This is a genomic window from Hymenobacter monticola, from assembly GCF_022811645.1.
Taxonomy (GTDB): domain Bacteria; phylum Bacteroidota; class Bacteroidia; order Cytophagales; family Hymenobacteraceae; genus Hymenobacter; species Hymenobacter monticola.
This window is the reverse complement of sequence record NZ_CP094534.1, coordinates 3778627-3804890: the sequence shown is the minus strand read 5'-3', so window position 1 is coordinate 3804890 and position 26264 is coordinate 3778627. Positions and strand designations below refer to the sequence as shown.

The following is a 26264-nucleotide window of genomic DNA, read 5'->3' as shown; positions in this document are numbered from 1 at the left end:
TGGTCCTTACCTAAATCTTCTTTCGACTTTCCCAAACGTCAAATGCCCTTCCGGCTATGTAGCCGGAAGGGCATTTGACGTTTGGGAAAAGGCCGTGGCCACCACGCGGCAGCTGCGGCAGGTCTTTACTCCACCACCAGCTTGCGGCTTACGTAGCCGGCGGCCGTGCTCAGGCGCAACACGTACACGCCGGCGGCCACGTCCGTCAGCGGCAGGGAATGGGCGGCCCGGCCAACGGGCAGCGCGTAGGCGCGCACCACGCGGCCCAGCGCGTTGACCAGCTCAGCGCTCGCCGGCTGGTGGCCGAGGGTGGCGGGCAACGCCACAAATACGGCCTTGGCCGCTGGGTTGGGGTATACCGCCACCTGAGCGCCCAGGCTGGCCGGGGCCGTGCCCGTCGGGACCACGTTGTTGTAGATGCCGAAGTAGGCTGTCACCTTCGAGCCGTCGCCGACCCGTGTGAAGTCTCCCCCAGCATACAGCCGGCTGGTACCCGGCGCAGACAGCGCGTACACCGTACGGTTCAGGCCAGTGCCCAGCGCGCTCCAGGCCGTGCCATTCCAGCGGGCCACGCAGCCTGGGGCGGTTCCGCCGGCCGTGCTGAACAGCCCCCCGACGTATACGTTGCCGGTGCCGTCCACGGCCAGCGCATTCACGGTGCCATTCACCCCCGCGCCCCGCACGAGTGTGCTCCAAGCCGTGCCATTCCAGCGCGCCACGTTGTAGGCCGCAACACCCCCAGCCGTCATGAAGCTGCCCCCGGCGTACACGTTGCTGCCGTCCACGGCCAACGCCCGCACGGTTGCATCCATTCCCGTGCCCAGCGTACTCCAGCCCGTACCGTTCCAGCGGGCCACGCGGTTGGCCGTAACGCCCCCGGCCGTGGTGAAGTCTCCTCCCGCGTACACCTGCCCGCTGCCATCCACGGCCAGCGCCCGCACGGTTGCATCCATTCCCGTGCCCAGCGCATTCCAGGCCGTGCCGTTCCAACGGGCCACGTAATTGGCCGGCACAACCCCGGCCGTGGTGAAGTTGCCCCCGGCGTATACTTGCCCACTGCCGTCTGTGGCCAGCGCATTCACACTATTGTCCATGCCCGCGCCTAGCGCGCTCCAAGCCGTGCCGTTCCAGCGGGCCACGTAGTTGGCCGCCACGCCCCCGGCTACGGTGAAGTCTCCCCCCGCGTACACATTGCCGCTGCCGTCCACGGCCAGCGCACTCACGGGACCATTCGTGCCTACGCCCAAGGTGTTCCAGGCCGTGCCGTTCCAGCGGGCCACGTAGTTGGCCGTCACGCCCCCAGCCCAGGTGAAGTTGCCCCCGGCGTACACCTGCCCACTGCCATCCACGGCCAGCGCATACAGGGGACCATTCAGGCCCGTGCCCAACGCGCGCCAGGCCGTGCCGTTCCAACGGGCCAAGTTGTTGGCCCCTTCGGTGAAGAAGCCCCCGGCACACACTTGCCCGCTGCCGTCCACGGCCAGCGCAATTAAGTTGCTGCCCGTACCCACTCCCAGCGCACTCCAGGCCGTACCGTTCCAGCGCGCTACGTGGTTGGCCGCCACGCCTCCAGCCGTCGTGAAGCTCCCCCCCGCGTACAGGTTGCCGCTGCCATCCACGGCCAACGCACTCACGGGACCATTCGTGCCCGCGCCCAGGGCGTTCCAACTCGTACCGTTCCAGCGGGCCACGCGGTTAGCCGCCACGCTCCCGGCTCCGGTGAAGAAGCCCCCCGCGTACACGTTGCCGCTGCCATCCACGGCCAGCGCGTATACGCTGCTGCCCAGACCCGTGCCCAGCGCGCTCCAACTCGTGCCGTTCCAGCGGGCCACATTGGTGGCCGCCACGCTCCCGGCCCCGGCAAAGCCGCCCCCCGCGTACACGTTACCGCTGCCGTCCACGGCCAGCGCCGATACCCCGCTGCTCAGGCCCTGGCCCAGCGCGCTCCAACTCGTGCCATTCCAGCGGGCCACGTAATTGACCGCCACGCCCCCGGCTGAGGTGAAGCCGCCCCCCGCGTACACGTTGCCGCTACCGTCCACGGCCAGCGCACTCACGCCAGGATTCACTCCCACCGCACTCATGCCCGTGCCCAGCGCGCTCCAACTCGTGCCGTTCCAGCGGGCTATGCGGTTAGCGGCCACGCCCCCGGCCGTGATGAAGCCGCCCCCCGCATACACGTTGCCGCTGCCATCCACGGCCAGCGCATATACACTGCCGCCCAGGCCCGTGCCCAGCGCGCTCCAGGCCGTGCCGTTCCAGCGGGCCAAGTAGTTGGCGGCTATGCCCCCAACGGTGGTGAAATTGCCCCCGATGTACAAATCGCCGTTGGCGGCCCGAGCCATCGCATAGACATCACCATTTGTGCCCGCTAAGTCGAAGCCGTCCTGCCAGTTTTCGTCGCCCGCGCCCCGAATGCCGCGGGTGCTAGCGGGCCGGAAGGTGGGCCGGCCGGAGGCCGCGTCGGTGCCCATCGTGTAGCCGTGGGCGTCGAAGGTGCCGCACAGGCCCGCTTGCAGGGTGCTATCGGGGTTGAGGGCCCCGGCTAGGGGCCGGCCCGTCGGCAGGGCAGCGAGCGGTGGGGCGGCCCCGGCCGGGCCAGCCAGTAGCAGCAGGGCCAGCGTCAGGGTATTTAGCAGGCTGCAAAGGCTCCGCCAAGAACTGGTAAGGGTAGTAGTATGCATAGAAAAAGGAAGAATTTAGTCAGGAAAAACCCTGTCAAATATAGGCCTGCCCCGCCTGGGAAATACCCAGAATCAGGCATTCCTTTTTCACAACATCAATCATTTTCCGGCCATAAGGAACTGCGAAAGCCCCTGGCCAGCGGGGCTGACCTGGCTACCGATGCGATGGTACCGCAGTCACTGGATTGCTCACTATCAATAGCGGGTCAAGCGTTGTCCTTCCAGCGGCTTGGAAAAAACGCATGATGTTGCCGCCTGCCAGCCGTTTCAACACGTCCTAAAAGAGACTGCGCTGTACGCCCGGCGCCGACGTTTCCGGCGCATCTATCGCAGCATCATCGGCAGGCGCTTCATCTGGGTTGGGCAGCAGGGCCATTAGCTCGCTTTCCGAAATGATGGGCACTTTGAAGCCCAGCGCCTTTTCGCGCTTGGCCGGGCCCATGTTGTCGCCGGCCACCAAGTAGCTCAGCTTCTTGCTGATGGAGCCCGTGATTTTGCCGCCGTTGGAGATGATGAGCTGCTGCAGCTCGTCGCGGCTGTGGTTTTCGAACACGCCCGAAATCACGAAGGTGAGGCCCGCCAGGCGGTCGGAAGCCGGCACGGGCGCCTCGCCGGTCACGGCCAGCTGCACGCCGGCCGTGCGCAGGCGCTCAATCAGCTCGCGGTTTTCGGGCTGCTGAAACCAGTGCGCCGCCTGCGCGGCAATGACGCCGCCTACTTCGGGCACCGCGGCCATTTCTTCGGCCGAGGCGGCCATCATGGCATCGATGCTGCGGTAGTGCGCCGCCAGCTTCTGGGCCACGGTTTCGCCCACGTAGCGGATGCCGAGGCCGAATAGCACGCGCGGAAACGGCACCTGCTTGCTGGCTTCGATGCCGGCAATGAGGTTGTCGATGCTCTTCTCGCCCAGGCGCTCCAACGTCACCAGCTCGGCCCGGCGGGCGGGCAGGTCGTAGATGTCGGCCACCGTTTTCACCATGCCCAAATCGAAGAACCGACCCACCGTTTCGGCACCCAGGCCGTCGATGTTCAGCGCCTTGCGCGACACGTAATGTTCCAATCGGGCCTTGAGCTGGGGCGGGCAGCCGCGCTCATTGGGGCAGCGGAAGTGGGCCTCGCCCTCGGGTCGCACCAGCGGCGTGCCGCAGGCCGGGCAGGCCGTGGGGTACTGAATGGGCACCGCTTCGGCGGGGCGGGCGCTCAGGTCCACGCCGGTGATTTTGGGGATGATTTCGCCGCCCTTCTCCACGTACACCGTGTCGCCGAGGCGCAGGTCGAGCAGCTCTATCTGGTTGGCGTTGTGCAGAGTGGCGCGCTTCACCACGGTGCCGGCCAGCGGCACGGGCGTGAGCATGGCCACCGGCGTCACGGCCCCGGTGCGGCCTACGTTGTAAATCACTTCGTTGAGGCGGGTGCGGGCGGCTTCGGCGGGGTACTTGTAGGCAATGGCCCAGCGCGGGCTTTTCGCGGTGTAGCCCAGTTGGTCCTGCTGGCGCAGGTTGTCAACCTTAATGACAATGCCATCCGTTGCCACCGGCAAGTCGAAGCGCTTTTTGGCCCAGTGGTGCACAAAATCCAGCACCTCGTTGATGTTGGCCGCCCGGCGCCAGGTGTCCGACACCGGCAGGCCGTAGCGACTCAGGGCTTCGAGGGCGGCGCTGTGGGTGGGAAAGTGGCGGCCGGGCGTGAGCAGCGAGTAAGCGTAGAAGCGCAGCTTGCGCGCCGCCACCTGGCTCGAATCCTGCAGCTTGAGGGTGCCGCTGGCGGCGTTGCGCGGGTTGGCCAGCAGGGCCTCGCCGTTTTGCTCGCGCTCGGCGTTCAACTCGTCAAACACCGGCAACGGCATGAATACCTCGCCGCGCACCTCAAAATCCTGGGGCTGGTCGGGGCCGGGGCGCAGGGCCAGCGGCAGCGTTTTGATGGTGCGCACGTTGGGCGTCACCACGTCGCCGCGGGTGCCGTCGCCGCGGGTCACGCCCTGCGTGAGCTGGCCGTGCTCGTAGCTTAGGCTCATGGCCACGCCGTCGAACTTTAGCTCGCACACGTAGCTGTAGGGTGCGCCTTCGAGGCCGCGCTGCACCCGCTCGTCAAACTCGCGCAGGTCGTCTTCGGAGTAGGTGTTGCCCAGGCTGAGCATGGGGTAGCGGTGCACCGCCGTCGGAAACTGCTTGGTGATGGTGCCGCCCACGCGCCGGGTGGGCGAGTTGGGCTGGGCCAGGTCGGGGTGTTCGGTTTCCAGTTGCTGCAGCTCGCGTAACAGGGCATCAAACTCCTGGTCCGATACCTCGGACACGTCGTTTTGATAATACTGGTGGTTGAGGTGGTGCAGCCGCTCGGTGAGGGCCAGGATGCGTTGCTGGATGGCAGGCGTATCGGGCATGGGGTGGGCGCCGGAAGGCAAAAGGGTCGGGTGAACTTCTGCTGCAAGCTACGGCAGCATCTCAAAACGGTTAGGCAAAGAAAAAGGCCGCCTCAACGGGCGGCCTTTCTACAACTTTCAACCTCAACTGCTAACCTTAGTTCACGACGCGCACGCCGTCGGCCATAAAAGTCAGCTGCTGCTCATCCTGGGTGATGGCGGCCACTTCCTGGTCCGACTTGCCGGCGTCCTTGGCGTAGTGCTGCAGCTCCGACTTCGGTACCGTGCTGCGGTAGGCCCAGCCGCTCACCACCACCTCGTGGCCGCTCAGGTCCTTGGGCACAAAAAACGCGTAGTCCTTGAAGCGGACGCGCATCTGCTTGCCGTCGGCGGTGGGCAGCGTCATCCAGCAGCCCTTGGCCTGGCACACGGCCGAGGCCTTACCGGTCAGCTTCACCTGGGCCGAGTCGCGGGTGCCGAGGGCGGTGGGCAGGGCCGTCATGGGCAGGGCGCCATCGGGCGTGACGGCGGCGCCGTAGGTTTGGCCGGGCGTGGCCGGGGTGATACTGCTGCTGGAGTGGTTTTCGCCCTCCTCGCCGGCTTCCTCGTCCTCGGTGGCGCCTTTGGGCACGTCGGCATTGTGGCCGTTCACTTCCTGCTGGCCCTGGGGCACGGGCAGCACCGGGTTGATGGGAGCCGAAGGAAACAGGCGGAAATACGCCAGAATCAGCACAAGGACAACGGCGAAGGAAATCAGGAATTTCATGGGATAAACGAGAAAGGTTTTTGAAGTATACAGCCTGCACCATCAGCCCGACGAAGGGCCGGCGCCGGGCCCACTATTGATTGATGACGACGGCCTTGCGCAGCTTGCGGGCGTAGGTGATGCGGCGCTCGGCGCCACCGGCGCCCGTGTAGTCGAAGCCCACGGCGGTGGGGTCTTCGCGCAGGGCAGCCCAGGTGTTGGTGTCCATTTCGGCGGGCTGCTCGGCGCTGGCCGGCACGGCGGGCTGCATGAAGTGGGCGTCGGCAAAAAAGGCGTTCATGCCCTGCAGAATGGCGATTTCCTGGTCGCGCACGCTCGACGCCTGGGGGTCGAGAAGGGCTTTTTCGCTGAGCAGGGCGCGGGCGGGTATCACTTCGTGGCGCAAGGTATCGCCCTTGCTGCTCGTCACGATGAGGTGGGCCTGGGCCGTGAGCACGCGCGGGCCGCGCAGCTGAAGAATGAAATTGTCCTTGGTATTGGGGTCGGAAAAGGCGTGCGTGGTGCTCACGGTATTGAGCACGGTCTTATTGCCCACCCGCACGCGGGAGCCGGCGGCCGGCGGGGTGTAGGTGGTGCGCGGGTCTACGGTCGAGCTGCTCACTTCGCGCTCGGTGCTCACGCACGAAGCCAATTGCAAGGTCAGCCCCGCGGCCAGCACCCACCCCGCGGTTCGTTTAAAGGGAAATGTTTTCATGGAGAATGCCCGGCACGGGATGTGGCCGGGCGCACGAAGGTAAGGTATGAAAAGGAGGCAGTAGCCATCTGCCGCGCCGGTCGGGACCTTGCGGCAGCATGATTTTTACGAAAAACGCAAACCGTTGGGTTTTCGCGCAAGCGGCGACATATCAGAATAAGCCGATTTCGAAGCCCAGCGCCCAGCGGGGCAGTTCCGGCCAGGCCGCGTAGGCCGGCCCAAAAGCCGGCGTGAGGCGGTAGCGCGCCACCAGCGCGTAGCGGTCGAAACCCAGGCGGGCGCCCGCGCTGCCACTCCAGCGCCGCAGGTACGGCAGGCCCCGCTCCGTGGTTTCGACCGAGCCGATGCCCGGGGCGGGCTCGTCTTCGGTGCTGTGGGAGGTGGCGGCCGCCCATCCGCCATCGGCTATTAAATCCAGGTAGCTGCCCACGGAATTGCCGCGCCGGCCGGCGTTCAGCCGCAGACTGATTTCCGAGTACAACTGATGCAGGTTCAGCCCCTCTTCGCGGTGCCGCGTGGCCGAGGGCACCACTTTGTGGTCAGTCTGCGCTAACTCGAAATGCTGAAAGGCATAACCCAAATCCAGGTTCAGCGCCACGGCTTGGCTGAAGCGCACCTTAAAGCGCCCCCCGCCCCGCAGCTCGGCCGATGACAAGCCTCCGCGCAGCTCGGCGCCGCGCCCGGCCGGGCCGGCCAGCAAGGCATAGCCGAAATACGCGTGGCCGAAGTAGCGGCGGTTGGGTCCGAAGGTTGTTTTTACGGTATCGTTGGCCACATTGGCCTGCACCAGCACTTGCTGGGCGTATACTGCCGGCGCCCCGGCCAGCACCAGGGCCGTTAGGGCTGCCCCTTGGAGAACCCAGTTCCTGACGTGGTTTGCAAGCTGCGGCACATGCTGAACGATGTAGGGGCGCGGCTTTCCTCCACCCGTCGTAGAAGGGAATCGATGGAAAGACGCGAATAGCCGGGCGGGGGCAAGCCCCGGCCCTACCTCCGAAAGCGCATTACTCAATTGCCAAGCGTTTTTCTTCATTCCGAGTACGTGCCGGTATAGCCTTTAAAATGCACCCGCAGCACGTCGCCGCCGCGCAGCAGCTGACGCGGCACCTGCACCACCAGCCGCTGCGTCACGGCTCGGGCCTCGTAGCGGTGCAGCACGCCCCGGCGGTCGGCCAGGTTCCAGTAGAGGTAGGCGGGATAGTTAGGCTCGGGCAAGGGGTTGAGCGGGGCGCTGCCGGGCGCCACGGGCTGCTCGCGGCCCACACGCGGCACCGAGTTGTCGGTGGCGGGCTTGGCATCTTCCGGCGGCGTGAGGCTGGGCAAAACGGCGTCGCTTTGCTCGGCCACCAGAGGCAGCATCTCGGCCGGCCGCAGGGCTGCTTCGGGCCGAATTACCACGGCTACCAGGCTGTCGTGCGGCACAAAGTCGAACGTGGGTGCCGCGGCCCCCAACGGCGCCACGGGTGCAAAACCGGCCAGCCGCGGCCGGCCAAAACCGTGGGCGTAATCAAAATAAGGATACAGCTCGCCCGACTTTTCCAGGGCTCGAAACAGCTGCATGGCCGTGAGCTGCCGGTTTTTCTGCCACAAGCAAGCGGCAAAACCTGCCACCAAGGGCGATGAGAACGAGGTGCCTTCCAGCCGCTCGTAGTCGTCGGTGGTGGTGGTGAGCACAATGCCGAAGGCGGCCAGGTTGGGCTTGGGCCGGCGGTCGGCCGTGGGGCCGTAGGAGCTGAAATCGACGTGCAGGCCAGTTTCGGGGTCGAGGCCGCCGATGGCGAGCACCGAGTCGGCGTCGGCGGGCGTGCCGATGCGCACCCAGTCGTCGTCGCCGTCGTTGCCGGCGGCGCTCACCACCAGCAAACCCTTGCGCGCGGCTAGGTTAGCGGCGCGCGCTATCAGGCTGCGCCGCCCGTCCATCTGCTCCGGAAAGTAGCGCTGCTCGGTGTAGGCCAACGAAGAATTGATAATGTCGGCCCCAAGGCGGTCGGCCCACTCCACAGCAGCCAGCCAGGCCTCCTCCTCGGCGTACCGCTCGCGGTGGAGCTGCTCGGTGCGGGCCAGCAGGTATTCAGCTGCTGGGGCTAACCCTAAAGCAGGCCCCAGCATGCCAGCCTGCGTGCCAGGCAGGCGGCCTGCCAGGCAGCCCAGCACCTCGGTGCCGTGACTGCCGCCCAGAAACACATTGTCGGTGTTGCGCAGAAAGTCGTGTGTGGCCACAATGCGCCTGCTGGCCACCAACTCCTGAAAGGCCGGGTGGACGGGTACGCCCCGAAAGCCCACGTCGAAAATGGCAATGCGCATCCCCTGCCCTTCCAGCCCGGCGGCGCGCAGCGCGGGCCCGTCGAGGTGGGCCGTCTGGCGGCGCGCCAACAGAAAATCATTGGAAGAAAGCGGCTTGCGCGGCGATAACTGGCGTACTATCCCCGCCTCCCGGGTAGGTGCATGTGCAGCCACCTGCGCCTCCCTGTAGGGCCACGCCACCACGGAGCGCACGCCGGGCAGGTGCCGCAGGGCCGCCGCCTGCACCGCCGTGGCCCGGCACGCCACCGCATTAAACCAACGGCTGACCAGCGTCACGGTATCGACCCGCGCCCGAATGGCGGCCACGTAGTCGGCGCGCACGGGCAGGTCAGAGGCCTCGTAGGCGGGCAGGTGCTGGCGTTGCCGGCGGGCCCGGGCTTCGGGCGAGAAGTACTGCTGCGGGTCGAACCTGGCGCCGTTCTTATCGCGAAAAGTAATCCAGTAGCGCTCTGGCAACTCCGAACGAGGTGGCTGCGCCGCCGCTGGGCTCAGCAACGCCAGCCACAGCAGGCCACCGAGCGTCCAGCTCCTCCTCGCCTCACTTATCCATTTGTGCACAACCACTTACAGCCCGTACTTGCTCAATAGGTAAATCAGCGCGGCCATGCTGGCGCCGCCCAGCTCCAGCTCGCGGCGGTTCACCTTGTCGAAGGTATCGGCGGCGGTGTGGTGGATGTCGAAGTAGCGCTGCGAGTCGCACTTGTAGCCAATCAGGGCTTTGGGGTGCACGCCTTCTTTCAGGGGGCCGATGTCGGTGCCCCCGTGGCCGGCGGTGATGTCGTCGGCGTTGTATGGCTTGAACAGCGGTGCCCATTTCACGACTTTGGCCAGGGTGGCTGCGTCGGCTTCGAGCCCAAAGCCGCGGGGCGTGAAGCCTCCGCCGTCCGACTCGATGGCGGCCACGTGGGTTTCCTTGTTCTCGGCCGCTAGGCGGGCGTATTCGGTGCCGCCGCGGTTGCCGTTTTCCTCGTTCATGAACAATACAGCGCGAAGGGTACGCTCGGGCTTAAAGCCCGCGGCCCGCAGCAGGCGTAGGGCCTCGATGCTTTGCACGCAGCCGGTGCCGTCGTCGTGGGCGCCCTGGGCCAGGTCCCAGGAGTCGAGGTGGCCGCCTACGGTGATGATTTCGTTGGGGTATTTACTGCCCCGGATTTCGCCCACCACGTTGTAGCTTTTTTCGTCGGGCAGCGTGATGCATTCCAGTTCCAGCTCGAATTGCAGCTCCGGACTGGCCTTCAGGAGCAGGCTGAGCCGGTCGGCGGCGTTGGTACTCAGGGCCGCGCCGGGAATGGCCGCGGGCCGCATAGTACCGGTGTGCGGGTTGTCGTCGCGGGCGCTGGTCATGGAGCGCACCAGGGCGCCCACGGCACCGCGCTTGGCCGCCTCGACTGCCCCCAGGGCGCGCTGTTCCACGGCCCCGCCGTAGGCCGCGCCGGGCTCGATGAGGGCGTCGTCGAAGGGGCGGTTGAAGAACACGAATTTGCCTTTCACGGCGGCATCCGGCAGGTTCTTCAGCTCGTCGAAGCTGTGCACTTCCACCACGCCGGCCTTGAGCTTGCCGCCGGTGCCCACCGAGCCGCCCAGCGCGCACACCGGCACTTTCACGCCTTTGTCCTTATTGCCCACTATTTCGCCGCGCTCCTTGCTGCCCCGCACCCAGTGCGGCACCATCACCTCCTGCAGATACACACGGTCAAACTTGGCTTTTTCCATCGTGGCCTTGCCCCATTCCACGGCCAGCTGAGCCTGCGGCGAGCCCGAAAGCCGGGCCCCGATGTTGCCGGTGAGGTAGCGCAGGTTGTCGTAGCTCTCGCCGCGCAGCAGGGCCTCGTTGAAGATTTTGCGCAGCGCCACGGAGTCGGACACGGGCGCCGACGCCACCTCGGGCGTTGGCGTGGCGGGCCGGGCGGCCGCTGGTTTGGCTTTGGCTTTTTTGCGGACTTGGGCGTGGCCGGCGGGGGCCGCCAGTAGCAGGCCCGCCGCCAGCAGAATGGATAGGGAGGTGCGCATGAACGCGAAGAACGCAACTTTTACTTGAACCCGCCGCGCCCGGCCTCAATTGGCGGCCCGCCACAGGCCCCGCTCGCGCAGCATCCGGGCCACCACCGAATCGGGGCTGAGCAGGGGCAGCAGCTCGGCCCACGGAATGGTCATGGGGTTGATGGCGTCGGCGTAGCCCCCAATTTCGTAGTCGCCGTATTGAAACACCAAGCCCTTCTCTTCCAACCCAAATCCGCTTGCGGGCAGGGGCGCAAAAGTCACGCCGGGGTAGTCGGCGGTTTGGCGCAGGGCGTCGGCCGGGAAGCTCTGCTCCGTGGCCAGGTGCCGCGTGAGCAGGTGGCACAGCACCCGCTCGGCCCCCGGCCGCAGCAGGTCGGAAATGGACAGAAATTCGCCGGTATTCAGGTCGTACACCTGATGCTCGATGCGATGGCCGCCGTGCGCGCCGCCGCTGTAGTAGTAGCTGAAGGAGCCCCAGCTCAGCAGGCCGTGGCCGTTGAAGCTGACGCCTATCGATTCGGAATCTTCCAGCGGGGTCGACGAGGTGGATTCCCGGTCGGCGGCGGGCTCGCCCACCATTTCGCGCATAGCGGCCATGGTTTGGGCCCGTCGCTCGGCCGGAGGCGGGCACTGCAGCGCCGCCAGGGCCGGGCGCAGGCTGTCCGGGCCAATGAAATGCAGGAAGTGGCGGCCCAGGGTAGCCCGCGGGTCGCAATGGGCTTTCGGGTTGGCTTTGGGGCCCACGCAGCGGGCCTTCCACTCCGGAAACCACAGGAATAAGCTGTCGATTTTTATTACTTCCTCCCCCACTACTTCATAAGGCACGGCAGCCAGGAAGCCGTCTGCGGCGCGGTAGTCTTCGCGCAGCTCAAATGGCCGGGTCTCGCCCGTGAGGCCCGCCCAGGTGCCGCGCAGCACCGGGCCGGGCGGCCCCTCGGCCCGCCAGTGCCCCAGCCGGGTAGCCGAAGCGGTGCTGTCGGCTTCCAGCAGCTGCAAGGGCCGCGAGGCGCTCACCACCTGCCAGCTGCGCAGGCGGTGCAGCTGCGTCGGGTTGTCCTCGAAGCGGCAGGTGCCGGTGGCGCTTACCGGGGCATCGGGGTCGTACCCCTCCTGGCCAATGGATAGCTCGACGGTGACGCGCTGTCCGCCCAGGGTGCCGCGGTAGCGGTGGTTGCCCTCAAAAAGCTGCGGCCCGGCACCGAAGGCACCGGGCCGTTGGGCCGTAATGGAATGAAGGGGAGCCGAAGCCAAGCCGGCCAGCAGCAGCAGCCGCCACACGGCCCGTTCGCCGAAGGCTGTCACGGGGCTTAATTCTGCGGCGCGGCCGGCGCCGGCGCGACCGGTGCCATAGCCGTTTTGGTTTTGGTTTTCACCTTGCGCTCAGCGCCGTAGCCGCGGGTTTCCACGATGGGCTGCATGCCTTCGGCCGTGCGCACCGTGAAGAGGTACTCGTATTCGTTTTCGCCGATTTCCTCGACGGGCGGAATGGCGCCAAAGTCGTCAATCAGTGACAAAATGGTGTTGGAATGGCCCACCACGACCACCGATTTGCCGGCGTATTCTTTGAGCACGCGGTCGGCCAGGTCGCGGCCGCGGCGGGCGTCATACACCTGCGGCTCCAGCTTGAGGGCACCGGCCAGGGGCTCCAGCGTGGCGCGGGTGCGCTTGGTGTCGGTGGTGAAGAGGGCGGCGGGGTGGCGCTTCTCCAGGGTTTGGCGCAGGGCTTGGGCGCGGGCCTGCCCCAGGGTCGAAAGCGTGGGGTCGGCGGCGTCGGAGGTAGAGTCTTTTTCAGCGTGACGCACGATGTATACCGTGGTCACGATGGGCTTGACTTTGTCTTTGGAAACCGTTTTGGTTTGAGCCTGAGCCGAGCCCGCGGTCAATCCGGCAAAAGCAGCCAGCAACGCGAAAAATCGGAAGGGGAAACGTGCAGTCATAACTGAAATATAGGAAAGTAGGGGGGTTGCCCGAGCAAATTACACCACAAACGTGGAACCGGCACCCGGGTTGCCTTCATGCAGCCTTCAGCCGCGCGTGCCGTATGTTGCAACACCAACCTTTATTACCGCTTACCAACCCCGCCCCATGCACGTTCTGCTCATCGAAGACGAAAAAAGCCTGCACCAGGAAATGCGGCAATTCCTGCTGCAAGCGCAGTACTTAGTCGATTCGGCCTATACCTACGCCGAGGCCTCGGAAAAACTTTACGTGAGCAGCTACGACTTCGTGCTGCTGGACCTGGGCCTGCCGGGCGGCGACGGTCTGGACTTGCTGAAAGAAGCCCGCCTCAACGAAAACCAGGAAGCTTCCTTCATTATCCTCACCGCCCGCGGCGCCCTCGACGACCGCATTCGCGGCCTCGACCTGGGGGCCGACGACTACCTGCCCAAGCCTTTCTCGCTGCTGGAGCTCACCAGCCGCATGCAGGCCATCACGCGCCGCAAATTCAACCTGAAGCGGCCCGAAATCAGCTTCGGCCAAGGCTTTAGCATGGACCCCAACGCCCGCATTGTGCGCCACGGCAGCCAGGAAGTGCCCCTCACCAAGAAAGAATTTGACCTGCTGCACTACTTGCTGCTGCACCGCGGCCGCGTGCTCACGCGCCTGCAACTGGGCGAGCACCTGTGGGGCAACGTGCTCGAAGACGATTCCGACTCGAACTACATCGATGTGCACATCAAGAACGTGCGCAAAAAGCTGGCCCAGTTCGGCGCGGCCGACTTCCTGGAGACGGTGCGCGGCATTGGGTACCGGGCGGCGGAGTAATAGCGGGGCATAAAGCGAAACCAGGGGTCGTCTGTCATCCTGAGCGCAGCGAAGGACCTTTTCACGTTTGAATAACTTGCAGCGCGAGCTGCAGCCGTGAGAAGGTCCTTCGCTGCGCTCAGGACGACAGACGCCTTTTGCATTTACTTAAACTCCACCCCACCCAGCATGCGCCTCGAAGCCAAACTCGCCATTTCCAACGCTGTGTCGAAGCTGCTGCTGGTGCTGCTGGGGGCCTTGGTCATTCCGCCCATTGTGCAGCAGGTGGCCGTGGCCCACACCGATGCGCACCTGCGCGAGAAGAAGCGGCTGGTGCAGGGCCTCATTGCCCGCGACGGCCTGCAGGCTTTCGAGCGCGGCGAGCGGGCCGAAACCTACGCCGACTACAACATTTTCAAGCAGGAATACATCACGCTGACCCCGCTGCCGGAAGGGACGCCGCTGCCGGCAGAGCGCATATTTGAGGAGCCCCGGCAGGTAGACCAGCAGGTGGAGGACTTCCGGATTTTGAGCTTTGCGCTGCTGGCAGGCGGGCTGCACCAACGCGCGTTTCGGCTCGAAATCGGGTCGTCGCTCGAAACGGTGGAACTGCTCACGGCCACGCTGCGGCAGCTGGCGCTGTGGGTGCTGGTGGCGGCCTCGCTGCTCACGGTGGTGAGCGACGCGGCGGTGGCCCACTACCTGCTGGGGCCGCTGCGCGAGCTGACGGTGCGCAAGCTGCGCGGCATCCGTCAGCCGTCGGACTTCAATTTCGACGTCATTGACACGCAAACCACCGACTTCCGGCGGCTTGATGACCGGCTGAATGCGCTGATGCGGCAGGTGCAGTCGGCCTTTGCCAAGGAGCGGGAGTTCATGAGCAACGTGAGCCACGAGCTGCTTACGCCGGTCAGCATCCTGCAGTCGCGCTTCGAAAACATGCTGCAGGACCCCACCCTGCCCGAGCAGAACGCCCAGCAGATTGTGGAATCGCAGCGCACGCTGCACCGCCTGCGCAACACCGTGCGCACCCTGCTGCTCATCGCCAACATTGAAAACGAGCAGTACCTGCGCGAAGAATCGGTGCGCCTCTCCGATGTAGTGGCCGACGTGGCCGAGGAGCTGGACGACCGCCGCCAACAGCGCGACATCGCCCTGGAAGTGGACATTGCCGGCAACGACGTGCGCCCCCATGCCAACGCCAGCCTGATGCACACGCTGCTGCGCAACCTGCTCAGCAACGCCATCAAGTACAACCACGAGGGCGGCCGCATCCGGGTGCTGGGCCGGCCCGCGCCGGGCGGTTGCTACACCCTGCGGGTGGAGGACAGCGGCCCCGGCATCGCGGCCGAAAACATTCCCTATCTGTTCGACCGGTTCCGGCGCTTCAACTCCAACGCGCCGGGCTCGCCCGAGGGCTACGGCCTGGGCCTGCCCATTGCCCAAACCATTGCCGGCTTCCACGGCGCCGAACTAAAGGCCGAATCGACGGTGGGCCAGGGCACGGCTTTCGTGCTGGATTTTGGGCCCAACGTGAGCCCGGCCTCAGGTTTCATGCCCCCTTCATTGGCCCAGAAATAACTTTCGGGAGTAATTCAAACTCCCGTGCGTATTCTGTTGAAAATCCTCGTTCCGGGCTTGCTGCTGGTGCTGGCAGCCGCGGTGGGCGCCGAAGTGGTGGCGCTGCACCGTGCCGCCCTCCCCGCAGCCGGCCCGCTGGCGGCGCCCGTGGTCGTGCGCAAGGCCCCCGACCTTTTGCCGCCGCCCAAACTAGTGCGAACCTTGCCCCGGCCGACTGCCCGGCACCGGATGGCCAAGGTACGGTGACCCTCTAAATTTCTCCACGAAAAAGCCCCCGCATTGTGCATGCGAGGGCTTTTTTGTAAATGACCGGGCCGACGCGAAGTACGGTTTGTAGCGTGGACGCTGCGAGTCCGCGCCTGGGCGAACATCCTAGCAAAGCGCGGACTCGCAGAGTCCACACTACAGTCGCGCTACTTAACCTTTAATGTTGATTAGCAACGCCGTAGTCTTCCGGCGCTATCGGCTGCGGCGGCGTCACGGCGTCGCTGGCGTCGGGCAGGGGCAACTGCCATTGCTGGCTGAGGTGGGCCAGGCCGTGGGCGGCGGTGAGGTCGAACTGGCAGGGCACCACCGACACGTAGTTGTGGGCCAAGGCCCACTCGTCGGTGTCGGTGCCGGTGTCAAAGTTCACGAATTCGCCGCGCAGCCAGAAATAGGGGCGCTGGTAAGGGTCGAGGCGGCGGTCGAACTCCTCCTGCCACTTGGCGCGGGCTTGGCGGGCCAGGCGCAGGCCGGCAATGGGGGTGTCGGACTTCTTGGGAATGTTGACGTTCAGCGCCGTACCGGTGGGAATGCCGTGGGCCAAAGCGTGCTGGCACACCTGGCGCACCCATTCGGTGACGTGCGAGAAATCCGCTTTCGGACCATAGTCGCACAGCGAGAAGCCTACGGCGGGCAGCCCTTCAATAGCGGCCTCGATGGCCGCCGACATGGTGCCGGAGTAAAGCACGTTCACCGACGAGTTGGAGCCGTGGTTAATGCCGGACACCACCAAGTCGGGGGTGCGGTCTTTGAGCACGTAGTGCTTGGCGATTTTTACGCAGTCGGCGGGCGTGCCGGAGCACTCGTAAGCTTGCACGTCGGGGCCGAAAATGGGGTTTTCGGTGAGGCGCATGGGGTGGCCGATGGTGATGGCGTGGCCCATGCCCGACTGCGGCGAATCGGGCGCTACCACCACCACTTCGGCCCCGAGTGCGTGCACAATTTCGACGAGGCAGCGGATGCCGGGGGCGGTGATGCCGTCGTCGTTGGAAACCAGAATAAGGGGGCGGGATGCTGCCATGAGAAGAGTTGAGGGTTGGAAAATGACCGGCTGCGAAGGTAACGGGCGGCCGGGGCGGGTGGTTTTAGTTTACGGCTGAGCTTCGTTATTTGCGGCCTTGCTTCACTTATCCCTCGGCCTCATGTTCCTTTCCAACCGCTACCCCGCCCACGACCTCGGCCTGCTGATTATTCGCGTGGGCATCGGCCTCATGTTTATGGCGCACGGCTACCCCAAGCTGGCGGGCGGCCCCGAGGCCTGGGCCGGGGTGGGCGGCGTGATGGCCAAAGTAGGGCTGAACTTCGCGCCCGCGTTCTGGGGCTTTTTGGCGGCGCTGGCCGAATTTGGGGGCGGGGCGCTGCTGGCGCTGGGGCTGCTGTGGCGCCTGGCCGTGCCGGCCCTGCTCTTCACCATGATAATGGCCACGGTGATGCACCTGAGCAGCGGCGACGGCTTCAACGGCTACGCCCACGCGCTGGAATCGGCGCTGCTCTTTGCCGGGCTGCTGCTAGTGGGGCCGGGGCGCTACAGCCTCGACGAGAAGCTGTTTGGCGGACGCCGCTGGTAGCGAGGCCACAGTAGCGCGAACTTTGTAGTTCGCGTGGCAGAACGATAATCGTTGCAACGGCGCGGGGCACGCGAACTACAAAGTTCGCGCTACTATGCAGCGGCTCCGAAACGGCTCTGGGCAGGCCGAAAGCGGGTGCGTCGTTCCTTTGCAATCATGTTCACCCTGCTGCTTGCTTCGCTGATGTCCCTCGCCTCCACTCCTGCCCCGGCCCCCGCCTGGCGCACGCCTTTCGAAAACGACCCGGCCGGCAACACCACGGCCACCTACGCCGAGTGCGTGGCCTACTACCGGAAACTGGCCGCGGCCTACCCGGCGCACCTGCACCTGGCCGAGGCCGGCCCCACCGATGCCGGCCAGCCCCTGCACGAAGTGGTACTGAGCGCCGACGGCGACGCCGACCCAGCCAGCACTCGCCGCAAAAACCGGCGCATCCTGTTCATTCAGAACGGCATCCACCCCGGCGAACCCGAGGGCATCGACGCCAGCATGATGCTGACCCGCGACCTTCTGCAACATAAGGTCCTGCTCAAGCTGCTCGACAAAGTCACCATTGTGCTGGTGCCGGTGTATAACATCGACGGGATGCTAAACCGCAACTCGACCACGCGCGTGAACCAGAACGGGCCAGCCGCCTACGGCTTCCGGGGCAACGCGCGCCACCTCGATTTAAACCGCGACTACATTAAGCAGGAGTCGCGCAATGCCCGCTCGTTTGCCCAGCTATTTCAGAAGTGGCAGCCCGATGTATTCGTGGAAACGCATACTTCCAACGGTGCTGATTACCAGTACACCATGACGCTCATTGCCACCCAGCACAGCAAGCTGGCGCCCGCGCTGGGCAGCTACCTGCAAGGGCAAATGCTGCCGGCGCTCTACAAGAGCATGGAGCAGAAAAAGTGGCCGATGACGCCCTACGTGGACTTTGAGGGCCAGACGCCCGAGAGCGGCCTGCAGGCGTTTCTGGAGTCTCCGCGCTACTCCACGGGCTACGCGGCGCTGTTCAACACCATCGGCTTCATGCCCGAAACGCACATGCTGAAGGCCTATGCGCCCCGCGTGCACTCGACCTATGACTTTCTGAAGACCGTGCTCGAAACCGTGGACGCGCAGGCGCCCGCCCTGGCCGCCGCCCGGGCCCAGGCCGCCGCCGACATGGTGGCCCAAACCACTTTCCCCCTCACTTGGACGCTGGATGAGAGCCAGCACGAAACCGTGCAGTTTCGCGGCTACGAGGGCCGCATGAAGCCCAGTGACGTGAGCGGCCAGCCGCGCCTGTACTACGACCGCGCCGCGCCCTTCACCCGGCCCGTGAAGTACTTCAACACCTTCAAGGCCACTACCACGGCCACGCGGCCCACGGCCTACATCATCCCCAAAGCCTGGGTGGAAGTGGCCGACCTCCTGCGCCGCAACGGCGCCACCCTGGAACCGCTGACGCGCGAGGTGACCGCGCCCGTAGAAAGCTATTATTTCGAAGATTACAAAACCACACCCAAGCCCTTCGAAGGTCACTACGTGCACAGCCAGGTGAGTTTGCGCACGGTGCGGGAAACCGCCGCCTACCACGCCGGCGACTTGGTGGTGTACCTGAAAGAAGGCGCCCCCCTACGCTACCTGATGGAAGCGCTGGAGCCGCAGGCCACCGATTCCTTTTTCGCCTGGGGCTTCTTCGACAGCGTGTTGCAGCAAAAAGAACATTTCTCCGACTACGTGTTCGAAGACCTGGCCGCCGACCTGCTGCGCCGCGAACCCGCCCTGCGCGAACGGCTGGAAAAGCTCAAGCACGACAACCCCGCTTTCGCTGCCAACGGCCGCGCCCAGCTCGAATGGGTGTACTTGAACTCGCCCTACCACGAGCCCGGCCACAACCGCTACCCGGTGGCGCGCTGGCTGGGACAGGGCAAACTATAGGAAATTCAACTAATCGTTAAGAATGTGGGTGCCTGTCATCCTGAGCGCCGCGAAGGACCTTCTGACGTTTGAACGTCCATTGTTCAGCCATGAAAAGGTCTTTCGCGGCGCTCAGGATGACAGGAGCTTTGGCGTTCTACTCAATTGAACTGCTGCCAGCCCCAACGCAGCAGCACGTAGCTGCCCCAGCCCACCAGCGCCAGCAGCCCGGCCGTGAACAGCAGCAACAGCCCCTTGCCGCTGCCCGTGTGCCGGCCTTCGGCGTAGTGGCGGCGCAGCAGGGCCACGTTGCGCTCGTTGCTTTTGTAGGCGAAGTCGAACACGTTGCCGATAATGGGGATACCGCCCACCACGGTATCGAGCAGGATGTTGAGGGCCATACGCACCACCACGGCCCCGCTGGCGCCGTGCCGGAACATGGTGAGCAGCAGCGCCGCCGACACGGCGGTGGTGCCCAAGTCGCCCACGATGGGCAGCAAACCCAGCACCGGGTCGAGGCCGAAGCGGAAGCGGGTGCCGGGCAGCCGGAACTGGCTGTCCATGAGCCGGGCCACGCGCTCGACCCAGCGCAGGCGCTCGTCGGCATCGAAGGAGGCGGGGGCAGCCGAAGTGGAAGCGGTGGGAGGAAAGGCCATGGCGCGGAGTTTGGGGTGGTACGTGCGCGGGCCGTGGGTGGATGCCCTCTCCCCCGCCCCACTCCCCTTTGCGAAAGGGGCACTGGTCTCGCCTCTGATGGCACCGGGGTCTGCTCTCCGGGGAAAATGCGCTTCAAGCGTTTCTTCGGGGCCTGGGTGAGGCGCCGGGCGAACAGGGCGCGTGGCGCGCCCTGTTCGCCCGCGCTGCTGTGCCCCGCCCGTTTCTTGGCTTCGCGCCTATGCTCCTGTACGTTTCTGAAATCTGCCACTGGGCTCTGAGCTTTGCCCGCGAGTAGGCAACTACCGTCGCTCCTGCTACCCGGGAGCCGGGGGGGTATAGGCATGGCCCCCGCTGCCAACCGGGGCATGCTCCGGCGGGCTGCCCGGCCCCACAGCCGCGCCCCGAATGTATGCAAACGACGGCCCCGCCGTAGTGAACGTCATTTTCTGGCTAGTCAACGCCGCGTGGCGGTATGTGGGCCAGCCCCCAAAACAGCCCGGAATGGCCCGTCAGGGCCCTTCTGGGTCGGGAAGGCCCGCCTCCCTGCATCTATCTTTAACACGCTGCCTGGTACGGTGCCGGGCCGCGTGTTGTGTTAGAAGCTCATGCGAACTGTTTACTTATGCCAGTGGGCCCGGGCGGCCGGAGTAGCCGCCCTGATGCTCATAATTTCTCCGGTGGCCCGCGCCCAGACCGGCAGTGTGGGCATTGGCACCACCGCCCCTGACGCGTCCGCGGCCCTCGACGTGGTGAGCAGCGACAAGGGCGCCCTGCTGCCCCGCCTTACGGCCGCCCAGCGCCTGGACATGGGCCAGGGCACAGTGCCGTCGCCCGCGCCCGGCCTGCTGGTGTACCAAATCGATGCGCCCGTTACGGGGGCCGCGGCCGGCAGCCAGCCCGGCTTCTACTACAACGCCGGCACCGGCGCCGCCCCCAAGTGGCTGCGCCTGGCCGACAGCGGCTCCGCGCTGACCTATGCGCCCGGCACGGGCCCGCAGGTGGGAACCGGCCCGGTGGGCACCGCCGTGGGCGTCACCCTGCTAGGCGACCGGCTCCTTTCCACCACCTTTACAACGCCCTACAACAGCACGGCAACTGGTATCAACCGGCGCAGCCAGTATATCCTGTTGGCCAGCCGGATGCAGGCCAGCGGGCTGGTGGCCGGCCCCATCAGCTCACTGGGCTTCACAGTCACGGCCAAAAACAGCACCGGGGCCTTCGCGGGCTTCACCATTCGTCTGGGCAACACACCCCTCTCCGACGTACCCTACCAGGGCGCGAGCCCCGGTCCGGTGGTGTTCGCCGGCGACGTTACCACCCAGCTCGGGCTGAATACCTACCCGTTCACGACGCCCTTTGTGTGGGACGGCACCAGCAACCTGCTGGTGGACGTGTGCATGAGCAACGCCGCCGCCGTGGGCGTCGACCTGGTGGTTAGCACCGGCTACACCCCCGGCGGACCGTTCGTGACCGGGTTCGGGCAGGGCGCCAGTCCCTGTGGCGCAAACATCACCTCCGCCACCAACGGCGTGCCCGTGCTGTTTCTGGGGCAGCGCGCGGCCGGCGCCTACGGGCTGCCCGCCACGGCCGGCAACCCGGGGCAGGTGCTCACGCAGCAGGCCGACGGCCAGGTCACCTTCGTCACACCGCCTTGGACGCAAACCGGCGCCAACGTGCTGCTCACCGGTGGCTCGGGCATTCGCGTGGGCATTGGCACGGCCGCGGCGCGCGGCGCCCTCGATGTGGCCGGCCCCGGTGACAGCTACCTGGTGGGCAACCCCGCCAACGGCAATTCCCAGAACCTGTACCTGCCCGGCAGCCTGCTGCTGGCCCCCTACAGCGCCACCGACGCCACTGCCTACGTGCAGGCCACCGTGCCTGCGCCCTCCACCGCCAGCCTAGCCCTGCAGTTTCGCACCACCAACAACGGCACCCTGGTGGACGCCCTGCGCCTTAACGCCAATGGTTCGGCCACGGTGCGCGGCACCGTGACGGCCAACGGCGTAACCCTGACCTCGGACGCCCGCTTCAAGCAGCAGGTGCGCCCATTGGCCGGCTCGCTGGCCGCCGTGCAACAACTGCGCGGCGTGCGCTACCGCTGGAACGCGCTGGGCGTGCAGCACGGCGGCGCGGCCGGGCAGGAGCAGATTGGCTTCCTAGCCCAGGAGCTGGAGAAGTTGTACCCCGAGTTGGTGTATACCGACGAAGCCGGCTACAAAAGCGTTAACTACGCCCAACTCACTCCCGTCCTGCTCGAAGCATTGAAAGAGTTGGCTGCCAAAAACGCCACGCTCGAAACCCAGGTGCAGCAGCAGCAGGCCAGTCTCGGCAGCTTTGAGCAGCGCCTGCGGGCGCTGGAAGCGGGCGGCGCACGTGCCCAGGTCAGCCATTAGCCGCCTGCATAAGGCCGTCCGCTAACTAATAGGCGTCGACAGTGATGAAGACGGCGAGTTGGGAGTGGGGAAGCGTAGGCGCAGGTTCAAGGACTTGGTGCGCAACGCAGGCGCAAACGGCTGGCCGATGGTGGGCTGCGACGATGAAGCCGGGCCGGTAGTACCTTTCGCCATGCCGTACCAGCCCTTCGACGTTCCCGAACCGTTACGCTTTGCTATCAAAGGCTTTTGGCACAACCACATCGAATTTGCCGAGCTGCCGATGGGCTTTGAGGTGCTGCCGGACGGCTACGCCGAAATCATTTTCCATTTTGGCAGTGCCTGCAGCGTCGCTACCCTCGACGGCCTGCAGCCCCTGCCCTCCCCTTTTCTGATGGGCCTGCTGGGACAGCCGGTGACGCTGCACGCGGCCGGCCGGGTGGAAATTATTGGCATCAAATGCTTTCCCTGGGCTGTGTTTGAGCTGTTGGGACTGCCGGCGGCGGGGCCGGGCGTCGTGCGCCACCTCGAACATGCCATTGCGCAGCTGCACGCCCCGCTGGCCGCCTGTTTGCAAGCCGGCCGGGTGACCGAGGCCCTGGCTTTAGCAGCCGAATATTTCGAGCAACTGCCTTTGCCGGTGGCTGGGGCCAACACCGTGCTAACCAAAGCGGGCAAAGCCCTGCGCGCGGCCAAAGGCACTTTGCCCGTCAGTGAGGTAGCGGCAGCGGCGCACGCCACGGTGCGCACCCTGGAGCGAAAATTTAAGGAGTCGTCGGGCCACACCGTGAAAGACGTGTCGGGGCTGATACGCTTCGAGCAGGTGCGCAACCAGCTGTGGCTGCAGCCCGATGCCTCTTTGGCCGGCTTGGCGCACGATTTGGGCTACGCCGACCAGGCCCACCTGAGCCGGGAATTCAGACGCTACAGCGGCACCACACCCGCCGCTTTTGCCCGCCACGCCAAGCAACTGCGCTTGGCGGCCGGCCCCGATTTTGTCGCGTTTCTACAAGCCTGAGGCAGGGGGCTGCCGGAATTTTGTGTTGCAATCATTCTCTAAAAAAGCGACGCAAAAACACCATGCAACCTGCAATAAATCAACCTATTTACGATGTTATCATCGCCGGCGCCGGGCCGGTGGGCCTTTTTCTGGCCTGCGAGCTGGCGCTGGCACGCTGCTCGGTGCTAGTGCTGGAAAAGGCACCCAGCCCGCACTCGCCCCTGAAAAGGCTGCCATTTGGGCTGCGCGGGCTGAATGCGCTGTCAGTGGAAGCGCTGGACCGCCGGGGCCTGCTGGCCGAGCTGGCAGTTCCCAAAAGCCTGACAACGCCCCACTTCACCACAAAGCCCGGCCCCAGCCCCAGCCCGAAGCCGCAAGCGGGCGGCCACTTTGCCGGCATCCAGCTGCCAGCCGACAAAATCGACTTCGCGCAGTGGCCGTACCGCCTGCCCAGCTCAACCAGTACCCAACTGTTTTCGGAGCTGGAAGAGCTGGAAACGGTGTTGGCGCGCCGCGCCGAAGCCCTCGGCGTCAGCATCCGGCGCGGGCGCGGCATCACGGCCCTGCGGCCGACGCCGGAGGGCGTGACGGTGCAAGCCGGTGAACAGAGCTTCCTGGGCCGGTGGCTGGTGGGCTGCGACGGCGGGCGCAGCGTGGTGCGCAAGCTGGGCGGGTTCGACTTTGTGGGCACCGAGCCCGAGTTCACTGGCTACACGGCTCAGGTCGACATCCTCGACCCGGAGAAGCTGCGGCCGGGCCGCAACGTGACGCCCACCGGCATGTACATGCAGTCGCAGCCCGGCTACCTGATACTGCAGGACTTTGACGGCGGCGCCTTCCACCAAGCCGGCCAGCCCGTTACCCTCGAACACATGCAGGAGCTGACGCGCCGCATCTCGGGTACCGACGTCACCCTCACCGCCCTGCACCTGGCCACCACCTGGACCGACCGCGCCCGGCAAACCACCGCCTACCGCCGCGGCCGCGTGCTGCTGGCCGGCGACGCCGCGCACATTCACTCGCCGCTGGGTGGCCAGGGCATTAACCTGGGGCTGGGCGATGCCCTGAACCTGGGTTGGAAGCTGGCCGCCACCATCCACGGGCACGCCCCCGCCGGCCTGCTCGACAGCTACCAGACCGAGCGGCACCCCGTGGGCGCCCAGGTGCTCGACTGGTCGCGTGCCCAGGTGGCCATCATGCGCCCCAACCCGGCGGCCCAGGCGCTGCACGCCATCGTGCGCGACCTGATGGACACGCCCGACGGGGCCACCTACTTCGCCGGGCGCATCTGGGGCCTGCGCACGCGCTACGACCTGGGCGCTGGCCACCCACTGGTGGGCCACAGCGCGCCCCACTTCGCGCTGGAGGATGGCACCACCTTGAATGAACACCTGCGCGACGGCCGCGGCCTGCTGCTCGATTTTGAAGCAGATGAAACGCTCAAAGCCTGGGCAGGTAGGTTTGGCGGCCAAATCAAGTATGTTTCAGGCCGGGCGAAAGAACAGCTGGGCATGCGTGCTGTGCTCGTGCGGCCGGATGGGTTTGTGGCCTGGGCTTCAGAGCGTCAAGGCATCGGCAGCGAACTGCCACAGGCGACGAGGCACTAGTTTTCAGCCGCTGAGTTTGCCCGCCCTACGGCTTGACTACGAAAACGCCCCGCGCACCAATCGGCACGCGGGGCGTTTCTGTTCTTATTCTGAACGCCGACTACCGCCGGCGGCGCGGCTTCTCCTCTTCTTCGTCCTCGTCGTCATCATCGCCGAAGCTCGGCATGGTGAACATCGACGACAGCAGGTCCTTGAACTGCGCGCCGCTGGTGAGGCGGTTGCGCGAGATGAGCGAGTGCTCGGCCAGGCCGTGGAGCAGGAATTCCATGAGGAAGTAGGTGTGCTCGGGCGTTTCGTTGGGGTGCAGTTCCTGCACGATGTCGCGCAGGCCGGGCACGTTGTCGAGGGCTTTTTTATACTCCTCGGTGCTGGCATCGTGTAGCAAATCCAGCGTGTTGCCGTTGCCGAACCACTCCTGCACCGTTTTGTAGGGCGAGGGACGGTTTTTGAGCTTCTTGCTCTTGTCGGGGTCGGGGAAGTAGTTCAGGAACAGCGTGCGGATGGCCTTGCCCATGAGCTTTTCGGCCACGATGCCGGCGCCCTCCTGCTCGCCCTCGTACACCAATTCCACCTTGCCCGTCACGGCGGGCACGGCCGAAATGAAGTCGCCCAGGCGCACGTAGGTGTTGGTTTCGCCGTTCACCAGCGCGCGGCGCTCGGCGCCCGCAATCACCTGCTCGTAGGCCGAGATGGTGAGGCGGGCCGACACGCCCGACTTGGCGTCCACGAACTCAGAGCCGCGGGCTTCCACGGCCACCTGCTCCACCAGGTCGTGGATGATTTCGTTGCTGGTCACCAAGCCGCGCTGCTCGTCTTTGATGCGGGCTTCCTGCTTGGTGATGCGCTTGCCGATTTCGATGCTCTTGGGGTAGTGCGTGATAATCTGGGCGTCAATCCGGTCCTTAAGCGGCGTCACGATGCTGCCGCGGTTGGTATAGTCCTCGGGGTTGGCCGTGAACACGAATTGGATGTCCAGCGGCAGCCGCACCTTGAAGCCGCGAATCTGGATGTCGCCTTCCTGCAGGATGTTGAACAGCGACACCTGAATGCGGGCCTGCAAGTCGGGCAATTCGTTAATTACGAAAATGCCCCGGTGGGCACGCGGAATCAGGCCGAAGTGAATCACCCGCTCGTCGCTGTAGGGCAGCTTGAGGGTGGCGGCTTTGATGGGGTCGGCGTCGCCGATGAGGTCGGCCACGCTCACGTCGGGCGTGGCCAGCTTCTCGGTGTAGCGCTCGTTGCGGTGCAGCCAGGTCACGGGCGTGTCGTCGCCTTTTTCCTCAATGAGGTTTTTGGCGAATACCGACAGCGGCTGCAATGGGTCGTCGTTCAGCTCGGAGCCGGCGACTACGGGCATATACTCATCAAGCAAATTGATGAGCAGGCGGGCGATGCGGGTTTTGGCCTGGCCGCGCAAGCCCAGCAGGTTGATGTGGTGCCCGGCCAGGATGGCGCGCTGCAGTTCCGGAATCACGGTTTCGTCGTAGCCGAAGATGCCGGGGAATACTTCTTCTTTGTTTTTGAGCTTCTGAATCAGGTTTTCCCGGAGCTCTTGCTTCACGCTGCGGGGCTTATAACCACTGGCGCGAAGCTGGCCCAGGGTCTGGATGTTTTCGTGCTTCATAAAGGGCGTTGGCGGGAAACTGGCTTCCCAAGGTCTTTAACCGTGAAAGGGGGCCTGAGGTTCAGGCCGTGGCAGAGGGGCGTTGAACGTCGTAGGGGCGGGGCTTGCCCCCGCCCGTCATCGGACCGAGTTCTACTAAAAACCA

At 65.5% G+C, this 26264-nt stretch carries 20 protein-coding genes; 8 read left to right on the top strand and 12 right to left on the bottom strand.

From position 1 onward, the window contains the following. Positions 1-125: 125 nt before the first annotated feature. The 9 genes from MTP16_RS15685 to MTP16_RS15645 all read right to left on the bottom strand — a co-directional run bounded on the left by MTP16_RS15685 (position 126) and on the right by MTP16_RS15645 (position 12745). Positions 126-2684, bottom strand: a complete 2559-nt coding sequence (locus MTP16_RS15685) for a T9SS type A sorting domain-containing protein (RefSeq protein ID WP_243511397.1) — start codon at positions 2682-2684, stop codon at positions 126-128. A gap of 277 nt (positions 2685-2961) precedes the next feature. Beyond that, positions 2962-5064, bottom strand: coding sequence for an NAD-dependent DNA ligase LigA (ligA, locus tag MTP16_RS15680; RefSeq protein WP_243511395.1), 2103 nt, complete (start codon positions 5062-5064; stop codon positions 2962-2964). A gap of 136 nt (positions 5065-5200) precedes the next feature. After that, positions 5201-5809 (bottom strand): DUF4920 domain-containing protein, encoded by a 609-nt coding sequence (locus MTP16_RS15675; protein WP_243511393.1) that lies wholly within the window; start codon positions 5807-5809, stop codon positions 5201-5203. A 73-nt stretch (positions 5810-5882) separates the two neighbouring features. Next, on the bottom strand, positions 5883-6503 hold the full coding sequence (locus MTP16_RS15670) for a hypothetical protein (protein WP_243511391.1): 621 nt from the start codon (positions 6501-6503) through the stop codon (positions 5883-5885). 151 nt (positions 6504-6654) lie between these two features. Continuing rightward, positions 6655-7395 (bottom strand): hypothetical protein, encoded by a 741-nt coding sequence (locus tag MTP16_RS15665; protein ID WP_243511390.1) that lies wholly within the window; start codon positions 7393-7395, stop codon positions 6655-6657. 137 nt (positions 7396-7532) lie between these two features. Then, positions 7533-9365, bottom strand: a complete 1833-nt coding sequence (locus MTP16_RS15660) for a S8 family serine peptidase (protein WP_243511388.1) — start codon at positions 9363-9365, stop codon at positions 7533-7535. Between the two features lie 6 nt (positions 9366-9371). Then, positions 9372-10817, bottom strand: a complete 1446-nt coding sequence (locus tag MTP16_RS15655) for a M28 family peptidase (RefSeq protein WP_243511385.1) — start codon at positions 10815-10817, stop codon at positions 9372-9374. A gap of 45 nt (positions 10818-10862) precedes the next feature. Beyond that, positions 10863-12110 carry an RsiV family protein gene (locus MTP16_RS15650; RefSeq protein WP_243511381.1) on the bottom strand — a complete coding sequence of 416 codons (1248 nt, stop codon included), beginning with the start codon at positions 12108-12110 and terminating at the stop codon, positions 10863-10865. A gap of 5 nt (positions 12111-12115) precedes the next feature. Then, positions 12116-12745 carry a phosphoglycerate mutase family protein gene (locus tag MTP16_RS15645; RefSeq protein WP_243511378.1) on the bottom strand — a complete coding sequence of 210 codons (630 nt, stop codon included), beginning with the start codon at positions 12743-12745 and terminating at the stop codon, positions 12116-12118. Positions 12746-12893: 148 nt separating this feature from the next. Between MTP16_RS15645 and MTP16_RS15640 the strand changes: the two genes are divergently transcribed. The 3 genes from MTP16_RS15640 (at position 12894) to MTP16_RS15630 (ending at position 15380) form a co-directional block, all read left to right on the top strand. Further along, on the top strand, positions 12894-13574 hold the full coding sequence (locus MTP16_RS15640; RefSeq protein WP_243511376.1) for a response regulator transcription factor: 681 nt from the start codon (positions 12894-12896) through the stop codon (positions 13572-13574). A gap of 168 nt (positions 13575-13742) precedes the next feature. Further along, positions 13743-15134 (top strand): sensor histidine kinase, encoded by a 1392-nt coding sequence (locus tag MTP16_RS15635; protein ID WP_243511374.1) that lies wholly within the window; start codon positions 13743-13745, stop codon positions 15132-15134. Positions 15135-15170: 36 nt separating this feature from the next. Continuing rightward, on the top strand, positions 15171-15380 hold the full coding sequence (locus MTP16_RS15630; protein ID WP_243511371.1) for a hypothetical protein: 210 nt from the start codon (positions 15171-15173) through the stop codon (positions 15378-15380). 178 nt (positions 15381-15558) lie between these two features. On the opposite strand, the gene surE is transcribed toward MTP16_RS15630, so the two are convergent. Further along, positions 15559-16419, bottom strand: a complete 861-nt coding sequence (surE, locus tag MTP16_RS15625; RefSeq protein WP_243511369.1) for a 5'/3'-nucleotidase SurE — start codon at positions 16417-16419, stop codon at positions 15559-15561. A 121-nt stretch (positions 16420-16540) separates the two neighbouring features. Between surE and MTP16_RS15620 the strand changes: the two genes are divergently transcribed. Both MTP16_RS15620 and MTP16_RS15615 read left to right on the top strand, forming a co-directional pair. Continuing rightward, positions 16541-16966: a DoxX family protein gene (locus MTP16_RS15620; RefSeq protein ID WP_243511367.1), complete on the top strand. Its 426-nt coding sequence runs from the start codon at positions 16541-16543 to the stop codon at positions 16964-16966. A gap of 156 nt (positions 16967-17122) precedes the next feature. Further along, positions 17123-18880 (top strand): M14 family metallopeptidase, encoded by a 1758-nt coding sequence (locus MTP16_RS15615; protein WP_243511365.1) that lies wholly within the window; start codon positions 17123-17125, stop codon positions 18878-18880. Between the two features lie 140 nt (positions 18881-19020). Here MTP16_RS15615 and MTP16_RS15610 read toward each other — a convergent pair whose 3' ends face one another. Next, positions 19021-19515 (bottom strand): DUF4112 domain-containing protein, encoded by a 495-nt coding sequence (locus MTP16_RS15610; RefSeq protein WP_243511363.1) that lies wholly within the window; start codon positions 19513-19515, stop codon positions 19021-19023. Between the two features lie 660 nt (positions 19516-20175). On the opposite strand from MTP16_RS15610, the gene MTP16_RS15605 reads away from it, so the two are divergent. The 3 genes from MTP16_RS15605 to MTP16_RS15595 all read left to right on the top strand — a co-directional run bounded on the left by MTP16_RS15605 (position 20176) and on the right by MTP16_RS15595 (position 24495). Further along, positions 20176-21909: a tail fiber domain-containing protein gene (locus MTP16_RS15605; protein ID WP_243511361.1), complete on the top strand. Its 1734-nt coding sequence runs from the start codon at positions 20176-20178 to the stop codon at positions 21907-21909. A 172-nt stretch (positions 21910-22081) separates the two neighbouring features. Continuing rightward, a complete protein-coding gene (locus MTP16_RS15600; RefSeq protein WP_243511359.1) occupies positions 22082-22906 on the top strand; it encodes a helix-turn-helix domain-containing protein in 825 nt (274 codons plus the stop codon). 62 nt (positions 22907-22968) lie between these two features. After that, entirely contained in the window at positions 22969-24495 is a 1527-nt protein-coding gene (locus MTP16_RS15595) for an FAD-dependent monooxygenase (RefSeq protein ID WP_243511356.1), read from the top strand. 100 nt (positions 24496-24595) lie between these two features. Here MTP16_RS15595 and MTP16_RS15590 read toward each other — a convergent pair whose 3' ends face one another. Further along, positions 24596-26119 carry a sigma 54-interacting transcriptional regulator gene (locus MTP16_RS15590; protein WP_243511353.1) on the bottom strand — a complete coding sequence of 508 codons (1524 nt, stop codon included), beginning with the start codon at positions 26117-26119 and terminating at the stop codon, positions 24596-24598. Positions 26120-26264 lie beyond the last annotated feature (145 nt).

What these genes read in the sequence shown, in the direction of transcription:
- MTP16_RS15645 (WP_243511378.1), bottom strand. Translation starts at nt 12,745, where the DNA reads ATGACTGCACGTTTCCCCTTCCGATTTTTCGCGTTGCTGGCTGCTTTT.
- MTP16_RS15610 (WP_243511363.1), bottom strand. Translation starts at nt 19,515, where the DNA reads ATGGCCTTTCCTCCCACCGCTTCCACTTCGGCTGCCCCCGCCTCCTTC.
- MTP16_RS15620 (WP_243511367.1), top strand. Translation starts at nt 16,541, where the DNA reads ATGTTCCTTTCCAACCGCTACCCCGCCCACGACCTCGGCCTGCTGATT.
- MTP16_RS15615 (WP_243511365.1), top strand. Translation starts at nt 17,123, where the DNA reads ATGTTCACCCTGCTGCTTGCTTCGCTGATGTCCCTCGCCTCCACTCCT.
- MTP16_RS15640 (WP_243511376.1), top strand. Translation starts at nt 12,894, where the DNA reads ATGCACGTTCTGCTCATCGAAGACGAAAAAAGCCTGCACCAGGAAATG.
- MTP16_RS15605 (WP_243511361.1), top strand. Translation starts at nt 20,176, where the DNA reads ATGCTCATAATTTCTCCGGTGGCCCGCGCCCAGACCGGCAGTGTGGGC.
- MTP16_RS15685 (WP_243511397.1), bottom strand. Translation starts at nt 2,684, where the DNA reads ATGCATACTACTACCCTTACCAGTTCTTGGCGGAGCCTTTGCAGCCTG.
- surE (WP_243511369.1), bottom strand. Translation starts at nt 16,419, where the DNA reads ATGGCAGCATCCCGCCCCCTTATTCTGGTTTCCAACGACGACGGCATC.
- MTP16_RS15675 (WP_243511393.1), bottom strand. Translation starts at nt 5,809, where the DNA reads ATGAAATTCCTGATTTCCTTCGCCGTTGTCCTTGTGCTGATTCTGGCG.
- MTP16_RS15600 (WP_243511359.1), top strand. Translation starts at nt 22,082, where the DNA reads ATGCCGTACCAGCCCTTCGACGTTCCCGAACCGTTACGCTTTGCTATC.
- MTP16_RS15590 (WP_243511353.1), bottom strand. Translation starts at nt 26,119, where the DNA reads ATGAAGCACGAAAACATCCAGACCCTGGGCCAGCTTCGCGCCAGTGGT.
- MTP16_RS15635 (WP_243511374.1), top strand. Translation starts at nt 13,743, where the DNA reads ATGCGCCTCGAAGCCAAACTCGCCATTTCCAACGCTGTGTCGAAGCTG.
- MTP16_RS15595 (WP_243511356.1), top strand. Translation starts at nt 22,969, where the DNA reads ATGCAACCTGCAATAAATCAACCTATTTACGATGTTATCATCGCCGGC.
- MTP16_RS15655 (WP_243511385.1), bottom strand. Translation starts at nt 10,817, where the DNA reads ATGCGCACCTCCCTATCCATTCTGCTGGCGGCGGGCCTGCTACTGGCG.
- ligA (WP_243511395.1), bottom strand. Translation starts at nt 5,064, where the DNA reads ATGCCCGATACGCCTGCCATCCAGCAACGCATCCTGGCCCTCACCGAG.
- MTP16_RS15670 (WP_243511391.1), bottom strand. Translation starts at nt 6,503, where the DNA reads ATGAAAACATTTCCCTTTAAACGAACCGCGGGGTGGGTGCTGGCCGCG.